13 protein-coding genes are annotated in these 12,714 nt (G+C 68.1%); 12 read left to right on the top strand and 1 reads right to left on the bottom strand.

Features of this window, described 5'->3' with window-relative positions:
* Window positions 1–54 precede the first annotated feature (54 nt).
* Window positions 55–1,422, bottom strand: a complete 1,368-nt coding sequence (gene cysS / locus VFG40_RS07435; RefSeq protein WP_324896502.1) for a cysteine--tRNA ligase — start codon at window positions 1,420–1,422, stop codon at window positions 55–57.
* Between the two features lie 181 nt (window positions 1,423–1,603).
* Between cysS and VFG40_RS07430 the strand changes: the two genes are divergently transcribed.
* The 12 genes from VFG40_RS07430 (at window position 1,604) to proB (ending at window position 12,612) form a co-directional block, all read left to right on the top strand.
* Complete coding sequence (locus VFG40_RS07430) at window positions 1,604–2,137, top strand: glycine zipper 2TM domain-containing protein (protein ID WP_324896500.1); 534 nt, start codon at window positions 1,604–1,606, stop codon at window positions 2,135–2,137.
* 386 nt (window positions 2,138–2,523) lie between these two features.
* Entirely contained in the window at window positions 2,524–3,531 is a 1,008-nt protein-coding gene (locus VFG40_RS07425) for an N-acetylornithine carbamoyltransferase (RefSeq protein WP_324896498.1), read from the top strand.
* A gap of 11 nt (window positions 3,532–3,542) precedes the next feature.
* Window positions 3,543–4,169 (top strand): FMN-binding negative transcriptional regulator, encoded by a 627-nt coding sequence (locus VFG40_RS07420; RefSeq protein WP_324896496.1) that lies wholly within the window; start codon window positions 3,543–3,545, stop codon window positions 4,167–4,169.
* Window positions 4,166–4,642 carry an OsmC family protein gene (locus VFG40_RS07415; protein ID WP_324896494.1) on the top strand — a complete coding sequence of 159 codons (477 nt, stop codon included), beginning with the start codon at window positions 4,166–4,168 and terminating at the stop codon, window positions 4,640–4,642. Before VFG40_RS07420 ends, VFG40_RS07415 begins: the two co-directional genes overlap by 4 nt.
* Window positions 4,643–4,670: 28 nt before the next feature.
* Window positions 4,671–5,861 (top strand): argininosuccinate synthase, encoded by a 1,191-nt coding sequence (locus VFG40_RS07410; protein ID WP_324896492.1) that lies wholly within the window; start codon window positions 4,671–4,673, stop codon window positions 5,859–5,861.
* Between the two features lie 3 nt (window positions 5,862–5,864).
* Complete coding sequence (locus VFG40_RS07405) at window positions 5,865–6,308, top strand: GNAT family N-acetyltransferase (protein ID WP_324896490.1); 444 nt, start codon at window positions 5,865–5,867, stop codon at window positions 6,306–6,308.
* A complete protein-coding gene (locus VFG40_RS07400) occupies window positions 6,305–7,405 on the top strand; it encodes an acetylornithine deacetylase (RefSeq protein WP_324896488.1) in 1,101 nt (366 codons plus the stop codon). Before VFG40_RS07405 ends, VFG40_RS07400 begins: the two co-directional genes overlap by 4 nt.
* Before the next feature lie 36 nt (window positions 7,406–7,441).
* Complete coding sequence (locus tag VFG40_RS07395; protein WP_324896486.1) at window positions 7,442–8,758, top strand: acetylglutamate kinase; 1,317 nt, start codon at window positions 7,442–7,444, stop codon at window positions 8,756–8,758.
* Between the two features lie 16 nt (window positions 8,759–8,774).
* Complete coding sequence (gene argC, locus VFG40_RS07390) at window positions 8,775–9,734, top strand: N-acetyl-gamma-glutamyl-phosphate reductase (RefSeq protein WP_324896484.1); 960 nt, start codon at window positions 8,775–8,777, stop codon at window positions 9,732–9,734.
* A 105-nt stretch (window positions 9,735–9,839) separates the two neighbouring features.
* On the top strand, window positions 9,840–11,135 hold the full coding sequence (gene argH, locus VFG40_RS07385) for an argininosuccinate lyase (protein ID WP_324896482.1): 1,296 nt from the start codon (window positions 9,840–9,842) through the stop codon (window positions 11,133–11,135).
* A 12-nt stretch (window positions 11,136–11,147) separates the two neighbouring features.
* Window positions 11,148–11,495: a cupin domain-containing protein gene (locus tag VFG40_RS07380; RefSeq protein ID WP_324896480.1), complete on the top strand. Its 348-nt coding sequence runs from the start codon at window positions 11,148–11,150 to the stop codon at window positions 11,493–11,495.
* Entirely contained in the window at window positions 11,488–12,612 is a 1,125-nt protein-coding gene (proB, locus tag VFG40_RS07375) for a glutamate 5-kinase (protein ID WP_324896478.1), read from the top strand. Before VFG40_RS07380 ends, proB begins: the two co-directional genes overlap by 8 nt.
* Window positions 12,613–12,714 lie beyond the last annotated feature (102 nt).

Raw genomic sequence — 12,714 nt, 5'->3', positions numbered from 1 at the left:
TGCCGGCGGATCCATGAGACTGAGCAGCAAAGCGGCCACTTGCGGCGGATGAGGTCAACCCTTGACCACACTCCAGCGCGTGCCTTGGGCGCCGTCCTCGATGACCACGCCCATCGTGGTCAGCTCCGCGCGGATTGCATCGGCGCGGGCGAAATCCTTCGCCGCTCGCGCGGCGCGGCGCTCTTCCAGCAGGGCTTCCACCCGAGCGCCATCGAGGCTGTCGGTGCCGCGCTGGAACCAGGCTTGCGGCAGTTGCTGCAGCAGGCCGAGCAGCGCGCCGCCGCCGAGCAGGGCGGCCTTGGCCGCTGGGGTGCCGGCTTGCCGTGCCGCATCGGCAAGCATCGACAACTCGGCCAGCGCCTGCGGCGTGTTGAGGTCGTCACTAAGTGCGGCCTCGATGGATTCGGGTACGGGCAGGCTGCCTTCCACTGCAACGCCTTCGAGGTCGCGCAGCACGCGATACCAGCCGTCCAGCGTGCTGATCGCCTGGGCGATCGCGTTGTCCGACCAGTCCAGCGGCTGGCGGTAGTGACCGCGCAGCAGCAGCAGCCGCAAGGCCTCCGGCGGATGCTGCTGGAGCAACTGGTGGACGTGCAGCACGTTGCCCAGCGACTTGGACATCTTGCGGCCGTCGAAGGTGAGCATGCCGTTGTGCATCCACCAGCGGGCGAACGTCTTTCCGCCGTGCGCGCAGGTGGACTGGGCGATCTCGTTCTCGTGATGCGGGAACTGCAGGTCGATGCCGCCGGCATGAATGTCGATGGTCTCGCCCAGGTGCGCCGCGCTCATCGCCGAGCATTCGATGTGCCAGCCCGGGCGGCCGCGGCCCCAGGGGCTGTCCCAGCCCGGCAATTCGGGCGTGGACGGCTTCCACAGCACGAAGTCGGCGGGGTTTTTCTTGTAGGGCGCCACTTCCACCCGGGCGCCGGCAATCATCTCTTCCGTGTCGCGACCGGACAGCGCGCCGTAGGCCCCGTAGGACGCCACGTCGAACAGCACATGGTCCTCGGCGGCATAGGCGTTGCCTCCGGCAATCAGCGTCTCGATCATGGCGATGATCTCGCCGATATGGGCGGTCGCATGCGGCTCGATGTCGGGCGGCGCAATGCCGAGCGTGGCCATGTCCTCCCGGTAGGCGGCGGCGAAGCGATCGGTGATGGCGTTGATCGGCACGCCCTGCTCGAGTGCGGCGTTGTTGATCTTGTCATCCACGTCGGTGATGTTGCGGGCGTAGACCACCTGCGGGTAATGCCGCCGCAGCAGCCGCACCAGCACGTCGAACACCACCGGCCCGCGCGCGTTGCCGATGTGCACGTAGCTGTAGACGGTGGGCCCGCACAGATAAACGGTGACCCGCCCGGCGTCCAGCGGTGCAAACGGCTCGACCCGGCGGCTGAGGCTGTTGTAGAGCGAAATGGGCATGGGCGGGAGAATCCTCGGCAGAGCGTGCCTGGCCCGCATCAGGCCAAGGAGGCCGGGCATCTTAACAAGGGCTAAGACGACTCGCCGATGGACGGATTTCTAAGCGTGGATTCAGTGTGAATTTGCTCGAATGGCGTACGGTCCATCAGGGCCGGTTACTTCTCCCGAGGTGGAGTCCGCAATGACCAAGATGTTGCTTCCCGCGCTGGCGCTGACCCTGCTCGCCGGTGCCGTTCATGCGCAGGATCGCTATGCGCCGCCCGGCCCTCCCGGCGACGACAACACCCACTACGGCTGGGCCGACGTGCTGCGGGTGGATCCCAACTACGGCGTGACGCGCACCGAGGTGCCGCGCCAGGAGTGTTACGACCAGCCGGTGGTCCGCCGTGAGGGCGGCAACACCACGGCCGGTACGGTGCTTGGTGCCATCGTTGGTGGCGTGCTCGGCAACACGGTGGGCAAGGGCGACGGCCGCAAGGCCGCCACCGTGGCCGGTGCGGTGGCGGGTGGCGCCGTCGGGCATCGCGCGGCCGGCGGACGCGAGTACGAAAGCAGCGAGACGCGTTGCCGCGAAGTCAGCCAGATCAGCGAGCAGCGCCGCATCACCAGCTACGACGTGGAATACCGTTACCGCGGCGAGGTGTATGTCTCGCGGCTCAGCTACGACCCGGGCGAGCGTCTGCGCGTGCGGGTGAGCGTCGAGCCCGCCGACTGAGATCCCGCACCCGCGGGCCGACGAGCCGCCGCCTTCGGGCGGCGGCTTCCGTTTGGGCGCAGGCCCTTAATTTTGTTGCATAGCAGCGATATTGCCGCCATCATGCCCACTCCCCTGCCCGAGCTTCCCATGTCCACAGCCGTCTATACCGCCAACGTCCTCACCAGCGCCCGCATGGCTGCCGGGATGACGTCGCGTGCGCGCCGACCGCTGGTCCGACATTTGGCCGGGTAGGCTGTCGCGCGCTGCTGTTCCAGGTGCAACGACTGAAAAACCCGGCCCTCGCGCCGGGTTTTTTCGTTTTGGATTTACCTCACGCGGATCCGTCCAAGCATGGCGGGACCGGTCACCCAGGGCCGGACCATTCACCAAGAGCGATGTCACCCATGACCCTTCGGCATTTCATCACCACCCAGGACTACAGCCGCGCCGAGATCGACACGCTGCTGGAACAGGCGGCTGCGTTCAAGCGCTCGCCGCGCGGGCAGCAGCTGGCCGGCAAATCGGTGGCGCTGCTGTTCTTCAATCCCTCGATGCGCACCCGCACCAGCTTCGAACTGGGTGCATTCCACCTGGGCGGGCATGCCATTGTGCTGGCGCCGGGCAAGGACGCGTGGCCAATCGAGTTCGAGGTGGGCAGCGTGATGGACGGCGATACCGAGGAGCACATCGCCGAAGTAGCGCGCGTGCTCAGCCGCTACGTCGACCTGATCGCGGTGCGCGCCTTCCCGAAATTCCAGGACTGGTCGGTGGACCGCGAGGACAAGGTCATCAAGGCGTTCGCGCAGTACGCCACGGTGCCGGTGATCAACATGGAGACGATCACCCACCCGTGCCAGGAGCTGGCCCATGCGCTGGCGATGAAGGAGCACTTGGGTGATCTGCAGAACAGGAAGTACGTGCTGACCTGGACCTACCACCCCAAGCCGCTCAACACCGCAGTGGCCAACTCGGCATTGCTGATCGCCACCAAGATGGGCATGGACGTGACCCTGCTGTGTCCCACGCCCGACTACGTGCTGGACGAGCGCTACATGCAGGCCGGCTACGAGAACGCCGCGGTCAACGGCGGCTCGCTGAAGGTCAGCCACGACATCGAGGAGGCCTACTCGGGGGCGCACGTGGTGTACGCCAAGAGCTGGGGCGCGCTGCCGTACTTCGGCCGGTGGGAGCAGGAGAAGCCGATCCGCGAAGCCAACAAGCACTTCATCGTCGACGAGGCAAAGATGGCGCTGACCGACCACGGCCTTTTCAGCCACTGCCTGCCGCTTCGCCGCAACATCAAGGCCACCGACGCGGTGATGGATTCGGCTGCCTGCATCGCCATCGACGAAGCCGAGAACCGCCTGCACGTGCAGAAGGCGGTGATGGCGTCGCTGATCGGCCAGGGTTGAGCCGCGCCGCCATGTATCAGCCCAGGCATTTCGTCGAGACGCGCGAGCAGGCCCTTTACGGGCTGATCGATGCGCATCCGTTCGCCACGCTGGTGGCGAACGCAGCCGCTGGCATGGCGGTGAACCACCTTCCGTTCCTGCGGCAGGGCGGTGTGCTGCGCGGTCACGTCGCCGGCGGCAACGAGCTGGCCGCGATGGATGGCGCCGCCGTGGTGGTGGTGTTCCACGGTCCGCAGGGCTACGTGAGCCCGAACTGGTACCCGAGCAAGCACGCCAACGGTGGCCGCGAGGTGCCGACCTGGAACTACGCCGTGGCGCACGTGCACGGCCACCTGCGCGTGGTCCGCGATGCGGGCTGGCTGCGCTGCCTGCTCGATGCGCTCACCGATCGTTTCGAGGCGAGCGAGCCGGCGCCGTGGAAGGTGTCCGATGCGCCGGCCGATCACGTGGAAAAGTTGCTCGGCGCCATCGCCGGCATCGAGATCGCGATCGAGCGCATCGAGGGCAAATTCAAGCTCAGCCAGAATCATCCGGCCGCCAACCGCGCCGGCGTGGTTGGCGGCCTGACCCGCCGCGCGCAGGGAGACGACCTGGCACTGGCCGCACTGATGCAGGAACAAGAGGAAGGCCGCGCATGAACCGCCCCCATCGCTACCGCGTCGACGTGGTCTGGACCGGCAATCGCGGCACCGGCACCGACGGCTACCGCAGCTACAGCCGCAACCACGTGATTCGCGTGCCCGGCAAGCCAGAGCTGGCCGGATCGGCCGACCCCACCTTCCGCGGCGACGCCACGAAGTACAACCCCGAGGACATGCTGGTGGCCGCGCTGTCCACCTGCCACATGCTCTCGTACCTGCACATGGCGACCGTCGCCGGCGTGGTCGTCACCGACTACCGCGACGCGGCCGAAGGCACGATGGTCACCGAGGGCGACGGCGGCCGCTTCACCGAAGTGGTGCTGCGTCCCGTCGTCACCATCACCGCCGCCAGCGACCCGGCCAAGGCCGAGGCCGCGCACGAGGCGGCCCACCACGCCTGCTTCATCGCCAATTCCGTGAATTTCCCGGTGCGCTGCGAGCCGCGCATCGTCGTCGCTTCTTCTATCTGAACTTTTTTCTTTCCAGGATCTGCAAGCCATGAGCAAAGACATCGTCCTCGCCTTCTCCGGCGGCCTCGACACCAGCTTCTGCGTCCCGTACCTGAAAGAGCGCGGCTGGGCCGTGCACACCGTGTTCGCCGACACCGGCGGCGTCGATGCCGAGGAGCGCGCCTACATCGAGGCGCGGGCGAAAGAGCTCGGCGTCGCCAGCCACGTCACCGTGGACGGCGGCCCGGCGATCTGGAACGGCTTCGTCAAGCCCTTCGTGTGGGCCGGCGAGGGCTACCAGGGCCAGTACCCGCTGCTGGTGTCCGACCGCTACCTGATCGTCGATGCGGCGATCGCGCGCGCCAAGGAGCTGGGCACCAAGGCGATCGCCCACGGCTGCACCGGCATGGGCAACGACCAGGTGCGCTTCGACCTGGCGGTGAAGGCGCTGGGCGATTACCAGATCGTCGCGCCGATCCGTGAGATCCAGAAGGAGCACACCCAGACCCGCGCCTACGAGCAGGCCTACCTGGAAGAGCGCGGCTTCGAGGTGCGCGCCAAGCAGAAGAGCTACACCATCAACGAGAACCTGCTCGGCGTGACCCTGTCCGGCGGCGAGATCGACCACTGGAAGGCGCCGGGTGAGGGTGCTCGCGGCTGGTGCAAGCCGCGCGCCGAATGGCCGTCCGACAAGCTGACCGTCACGTTGGGCTTCGATAAGGGCGAGGCGGTGTCGCTCAATGGCGAGAAGCTGCCCGGTGCGCAGATCCTGGCCAAGCTCAATGCGCTGTTCGCGCCGTACGGCGTGGGCCGCGGCATGTATACCGGCGACACCACCATCGGCCTGAAGGGCCGCATCGTGTACGAAGCGCCGGGCCTGATCTCGCTGCTCGCCGCCCACCGCGCACTGGAGGAGGCGGTGCTGACCAAGCAGCAGAACCGCTTCAAGCCGGAGGTGGCGCGCAAGTGGGTCGAGGTGGTCTACGAGGGCTTCTTCCACGATCCGGTGAAGACCGACCTGGAAGCCTTCCTCGCCTCGAGCCAGTCGCAGGTCAACGGCGAGGTGGTGCTGGAGACCACTGGTGCCATGGTGACCGCGGTGGAGATCCGCTCGCCGCACATCCTCAACGCCAAGGGCGCCACCTACGCGCAGTCCGCCGACTGGGGCGTGGAAGAGGCCGAGGGCTTCATCAAGCTGTTCGGCATGAGCTCGACGTTGTGGGCCGAGATCAACCGCTGACGCATGGACGGCACGTTGCGCATCGACACGTCACGGGAGGCGCTGGATCGGGACATGATCCACGCCTTCCTCGCCGAGCAGGCCTACTGGAGCCGCGGCATCCCGCGCGAGACGGTGGAGCGCGCCATCGAGGGTTCGCTGTGCTTCGGCGGCTATCTGGATGGACGCCAGGTCGCCTTCGCGCGGGTGGTCACTGACGGCGCCACCTTCGGCTACCTGGCGGATGTGTTCGTGCTGCCGGCGTCTCGCGGGCAGGGGCACGCCAGAACACTGATGGCGGCCGTGATGGCGCATCCGCAATTGCAGGGTCTGCGCCGCTTCAGCCTGGCGACTCTCGATGCACACGCACTGTATGCCGGCTTCGGCTTCACCGCGCCGAGCCGGCCGCAGAACCTGATGGAAAAGCTCGACCCGGACATCTACACCCGACCGCCAGGCAGGCCATGACTCCTCTTCTGCAATCCACTCTGCAACACCTCGAGGCGCTGATCGGTTTCGACACGCGCAATCCGCCGCGCGCCATCGGCACCGGCGGTATCTTCGACTACATCCGCGCGCAGCTGCCGGGCTTCGACGTGACGGTCACCGATTACGGTGCCGGCGCGGTCACCCTGCATGCGGTGCGCGGTGCACCGAAGCGGCTGTTCAACGTGCACCTGGATACGGTGCCTGACTCGCCGCACTGGAGCGCCGACCCTCACGCGCTGCGCATCGAGGGCGACCGCGCGATCGGCCTGGGCGCTTGCGACATCAAGGGCGCCGCGGCGGCGCTGCTCGCGGTGGCGAACGTCACCGACGGCCCGATGGCGATGCTGTTCTCGACCGACGAGGAGGCCAACGACGCGCGCTGCATCGCCGGCTTCCTGAGTAAAAGGCACGATTACGACGCGATCATCGTGGCCGAGCCGACCAAGGGCGAGGCGGTGCTGGCGCACCGCGGCATCCATTCAGTGTTGATGCGCTTTGCCGGCCATGCCGGCCACGCCTCGGGCGAGCAGAAGCCCAGCGACAGCGCGCTGCACCAGGCGGTGCGCTGGGGCGATGCGGCGCTGGATTTCGCCGCGGCGCAGTCGCATGAACGCTTCGGCGGGCTGACCGGCCTGCGCTTCAACATCGGCCGCATCGACGGCGGCATCAAGGCCAACATGATCGCGCCGACCACCGAGGTGCGCTTCGGATTCCGGCCGCTGCCGACGATGGATCCGAAGCGCATGCTGGAGACCCTGCGCACCCTGGTCGAGCCTGCGCCCGCCGAGTTCACCGAGACCTTCCGCGGCGACTCGCTCCCGGCCGGCGACACCGCCACCGCCGAGGCGCGCCGGCTGGCCGCGCGCGACCTCGCCGACGAGCTCGAAATCCCGGTGGGCAACGCCGTGGACTTCTGGACCGAGGCGGCGCTGTTCTCCGCCGCGGGCTACACCGCGTTCGTCTACGGCCCCGGCGACATCGCCCAGGCGCACACCGCCGACGAGTGGGTGGCGCTCGACCAGCTGCACCATTACGCCGACACCATTCATCGCCTCGTCGCCCGCGGCGACGCGTGACGCGCGGCGATTTCCAGCTCTCCATCGACTGAAGACATGACCACCGGTTCCCACACCCGCAAGACCATCGTTCGCCTGCTCTCGGCCATGGGCAGTGCGAAGGAGATCCAGCAGTACCTCAAGCGTTTCTCCCAGCTCGACGCCAGCCGCTTCGCGGTGGTGAAGGTGGGCGGTGCGGTGCTGCGCGACGAGCTCAACGACCTCACCTCGTCGCTGACCTTCCTGCAGCAGGTCGGCCTCACGCCGATCGTGCTGCACGGCGCCGGCCCCCAGCTGGACGAGGAGCTGGCCGCCGCAGGCATCGAGAAGCAGACGGTGAACGGCCTGCGCGTCACCAGCCCCAAGGCGCTGGGCATCGTGCGCCGCGTGTTCCAGCAACAAAACCTCAAGCTGGTCGAGGCGCTGCAGTCGATGGACACGCGCGCCACCTCGGTGCCCTCGGGCGTGTTCATGGCCAGCTTCCTGGACCGCGACACCTACGGCATGGTCGGCAAGGTCGACAGCATCAACCTGGCGCCGATCGAGGCCAGCCTGCGTGCGGGCTCGATTCCGGTGATCGCCAGCCTGGGCGAGACCGACGAGGGCCAGTTCCTCAACATCAACGCGGACTTCGCCGCCAACGAACTGGTGCGGGTGCTGCAGCCGTACAAGATCGTGTTCCTCACCGGTACCGGCGGCCTGCTGGACGACCAGGGCAAGCTGATCGACTCGATCAACCTGTCCACCGAGTTCGACCACCTGATGGCGCAACCGTGGATCAACGGCGGCATGCGGGTGAAGATCGAGCAGATCGCCGACCTGCTCGACAAGCTGCCGCTGTCGTCCTCGGTGTCGATCACCCGGCCGTCGGAGCTGGCCAAGGAGCTGTTCACCCACAAGGGTTCGGGCACGCTGGTCCGGCGTGGCGAAAAGGTGCTGACCTTCGACAGCTGGGCGGGCGTAGACCAGATGCGGCTGCGCGAGCTGATCGAGTCCAGCTTCGGCCGCAAGGTGGTGCCGGACTATTTCGAGCGCACCACGCCGTACCGCGTCTACGTGAGCGAGAACTATCGCGCCGCGATGATCCTCACCATGGACGAAGGCTTGCCGTACCTGGACAAGTTCGCCGTGCTCGACGAGGCGCAGGGCGAAGGCCTCGGCCGCGCCGTATGGCAGGTGATGCGCGAGCAGCATCCGCAGTTGTTCTGGCGCTCGCGGCACGGCAATCCGGTCAACCCGTTCTACTACGCCGAGTCCGACGGTTGCTTCAAGCAGGCGCGCTGGAAGGTGTTCTGGTACGGGCTGGACGGCTTCGACACCATCGCGCGCTGCGTCGCCCATTGCGCCACCCGCCAGCCGACGCTGGTCGACTGATTCCACGAGCCACGATATGACTTCCTCACGCAAAACCCTCGGCATCGTTGGCGCCCGCGGCCATACCGGCGCGGAGTTGATCCGCCTGGTTGCCGGGCATCCGGCACTGGAGCTGTGCTTCGTCTCCTCGCGCGAACTGGACGGCCAGCGCGTAGCCGACCACGTGGAGGGCTACGTCGGCGAGCTGCGCTACGCCAGCCTCGATGCCGACGCCGTGGCCGCGCAGGGTGCGGACGTGGTGGTGCTGGCCCTGCCCAACGGCAAGGCGGCGCCCTATGTCGAGGCGATCGACAAGGCAAAGCCCGACACGTTGATCCTCGACCTGTCGGCCGACTACCGCTTCGACAGCACGTGGTACTACGGCCTGCCGGAGCTCACCCGCGAGAAATGGCGCGGCGAGAAGAAGATCAGCAACCCCGGCTGCTACGCCACCGCGATCCAGCTCTCGATCGCGCCGCTGAAGGACCTGCTGGCCGCGCCGCCGGTGTGCTTCGGCGTGTCCGGCTATTCCGGCGCCGGCACCACGCCCTCGGACAAGAACGATCCCGAGAAGCTGCGCGACAACCTGATGCCGTACTCGCTCACCGGCCACACCCACGAGAAGGAAGCCAGTCGCCACCTCGGCGTGCCGGTGGAGTTCATGCCGCACGTGGCGCCGCATTTCCGCGGCCTCACCGTCACCACCAACCTCTACCTCGCGCGCAAGATGACCCGCGAGGAAGTGATGCAGCGCTTCCACCACGCCTACGACGCCGAACCATTGGTGCACGTGGTGGACGAGGCGCCGTGGGTGAGCGCCATCGCCGACAAGCATCACGTCGACATCGGCGGCTTCACCCTCTCGGCCGACGGCAAGCGCGTGGTGGTGGTGGCCACGCTGGACAACCTGCTCAAGGGCGCGGCCACCCAGGCACTGCAGAACATCAACCGGGCGATCGGCGTCGACGAGCTCACCGCCATCCCCGCCACGCCATGACGACGCAGGAGCCCGCTCGCGGGTGATGCTTTTTCTTCTGATCCCCATCAAAGCCAAAAGCATCGCCCGCGAGCGGGCTCCTACCCACGATCCAGGACATCAGCGATGACCCAACCCCTCTGGCAGAAATCCGGCATCCAGATTGACCCGCGCATCATGCGGTTCCTGGCCGGTGACGACGTGATCCTCGATCGCGAGTTCTTCCTGTACGACATCACCGCCAGCAAGGCGCACGTCGAGGGGCTGCAGCACGTCGGCGTGGTCAGCACCGACGAGGCGGCGGCGCTCAAGCGCGAGCTCGACGTGCTGGCGGACGATTTCCGTGCCGGCACCTTCGTGCTGGACGATCGCTACGAGGACTGCCATTCCGCCATCGAGGCGCGGCTCACCGAGCGGCTGGGCGATGCCGGTCGCCGCGTGCACACCGGGCGCAGCCGCAACGACCAGATCCTGGTCGCCACGCGGCTGTGGCTGAAGGACCAGCTGGCCGAGCTGGAGGCACACTGCCGCGCCGTGGCCGAGGTCTGCCTGGAGCGCGCGGCGCAGCCGGCCCTGCCGATGCCGGGCTACACCCACCTGCAGCGTGCGGTGGTGTCGTCCACCGCAATGTGGTTCGCCGGTTTCGCCGAGGGCTTCATCGACAACGCGCTGCGCGCCCGGCAGACGCGCGATTGGATCGACGCCAACCCGCTCGGCACCGCTGCCGGCTACGGCGTCAACCTGCCGCTGGATCGCGCGCACACCACGCAGGCGCTGGGCTTCGCCCGCATGCAGGTCAGCCCGATCTACGCGCAGCTGTCGCGCGGCAAATACGAGATGGCGGTGCTGGAGGCGATCGGTGCGGCGATGCTGGACGTGCGCCGGCTGGCCTGGGACCTGTCGCTGTTCACCACGGCCGAATTCGGCTTCGTGCGGCTGCCGGCGCAGTACACCACCGGCAGCTCGATCATGCCGAACAAGCGCAACCCGGACGTGGTCGAGCTGCTGCGCGCCAGTTACGCCAGCGTGGCGGCGGCGCGCACCGAGATCGAACAGCTGCTGTCGTTGCCCTCGGGCTACCAGCGCGACCTGCAGTTCTCCAAGGGCTCGATCTTCCACGGCGTGCGCCATGGCCTGATGGCGCTGGAGCTGGTGCCGGGCCTGCTGGCGCAGATGCAGTGGAACGAGGCGACCATGCGCGCGGCGATCGAGCCGGCGATGTACGCCACCGACGTGGCGATCGAGCAGGCGGCCGCCGGCGTGCCGTTCCGCGACGCGTACCGTGCGGCCGCCGAGGCCGCCGCTTCGGCGGGCGAGGGGCGTACGCCCGAAGGCAGCCTGGCTGCCCGTACTTCACCCGGCGCCGGTGACCAGTTGAAGCTGGACGAGCTGCGCGCTCGGCTCGCCGCGCTCGGCCAATGAGGTAACGCATCCATGTCCGCCGTCAGCACCGCCAACGCAGCACATTACGTCTGGGGCCAGCAGTGCGACGGCTGGCATCTGCTGGCCGGCGACGACCTCAGCGTGATCGAGGAACGCATGCCGCCCGGCACGACCGAGGTGCGCCACCGGCACGTGCGCTCGCGGCAGTTCTTCTACGTGCTGAGCGGCACCGCCACGCTGGAGCTGGAGGGCGTGGCGCATCGTCTCGGGGCGGGGCAGGGCCTGCACGTGCCGCCCGGCGCGGCGCACCAGATGCGCAACGATTCCGGCGAGGAGCTGCGCTTCCTCGTGGTGTCCTCGCCGCGCAGCCACGGCGACCGCGAGGTGGTCGATGGCTGAGCTCGCGTTCCAGCCGCTGCCCGCGTGGCGGCGTGCGGTGCTCAAGGTCGGCAGCAACCTGCTGGCAGCCGATGGCGGCGGGCTCACGCCGGTTTATGCGCAGGCGCTGGCCGCCTTCATCGCGGCCAGTTGCGCGCAAGGCAGGGAAGTGGTGCTGGTGTCCTCCGGCGCGGTCGCCGCCGGCCGCGCGCTGCAACGTGCGCGGGCGGTCGCCATGGGCGATCTCGCCGAACGCCAGGCGCTGGCCGCGCTGGGGCAGGCGCCGATGATCGCGCTGTGGCAATCGCTGTCGCCGCGGCCGGTGGCGCAGGTGCTGCTGACCCACGACGACCTGCGCAACCGCCGTCGCTACCTCAACGCGCGCGACACGCTGCGCCAGCTGCTGGCGATCGACGTGCTGCCGGTGATCAACGAGAACGACACCGTCGCGGTGGACGAGCTCAAGCTCGGCGACAACGACAACCTTGCCGCCATCGTCGCCGCGCTGGTCGATGCGGACCTGCTGCTGATCGCGTCCGACGTCGCCGCGCTGCACGATGCTGACCCGCGCACGCATCCTGCGGCGCGTCCGCTCGCCCGTATCGATGCGATCTCGCCGCAGATCCTGGCCATGGCCGGTGGCAGCGGCAGCGCGGTGGGCACCGGTGGCATGCGCACCAAGCTGCAGGCTGCCGGCAAGGCCGCCGCGGCGGGCATTCCCACCGTGTTGTTCGACGGCCGCAATGCGCAAACGGTGGCGGCCCTCGCCGAGGGCGAACTTCGTGGCTCGTATTTCAGCGCCGCGCAGAGCCGCGTACAGGCGCGCAAGGCCTGGCTGCTGCATGCGCCTTGCGGCGGCGCGCGCATCAGCGTGGACAGTGGCGCCGCGCTGGCGCTGGCGGAGGGGCGCGCGTCGCTGCTCCCCGGCGGTGTACGGAACGCCGAGGGCGACTTCCGGCGCGGCGATCCGGTCGAGATTGCCGATCCCGCCGGACGCGTGCTGGCGCGCGGCCTGTCCCAGTACAGCGCCGCGGACGTGATCCGGCTTGCCGGTTGCCACAGTCGCGACATCGCGTCGCTGATCGGCTACAGCCACGGGCCGGTGGTGGTGCATCGCGATGATCTGGCGCTCGTCTAGGTCGTTTATGCATGGACGTCCAGACGTCCAATCAAGACGCGCTTGCATCAACCGCTTCGAGCGGATTTCCCGCGGAAAGGTTGAAATGCGCAGCCGCTGCCC

Source organism: Dyella sp. (assembly GCF_035685805.1).
Taxonomy (GTDB): domain Bacteria; phylum Pseudomonadota; class Gammaproteobacteria; order Xanthomonadales; family Rhodanobacteraceae; genus Dyella_A.
This window is presented reverse-complemented; position numbering and strand designations above follow the sequence as displayed.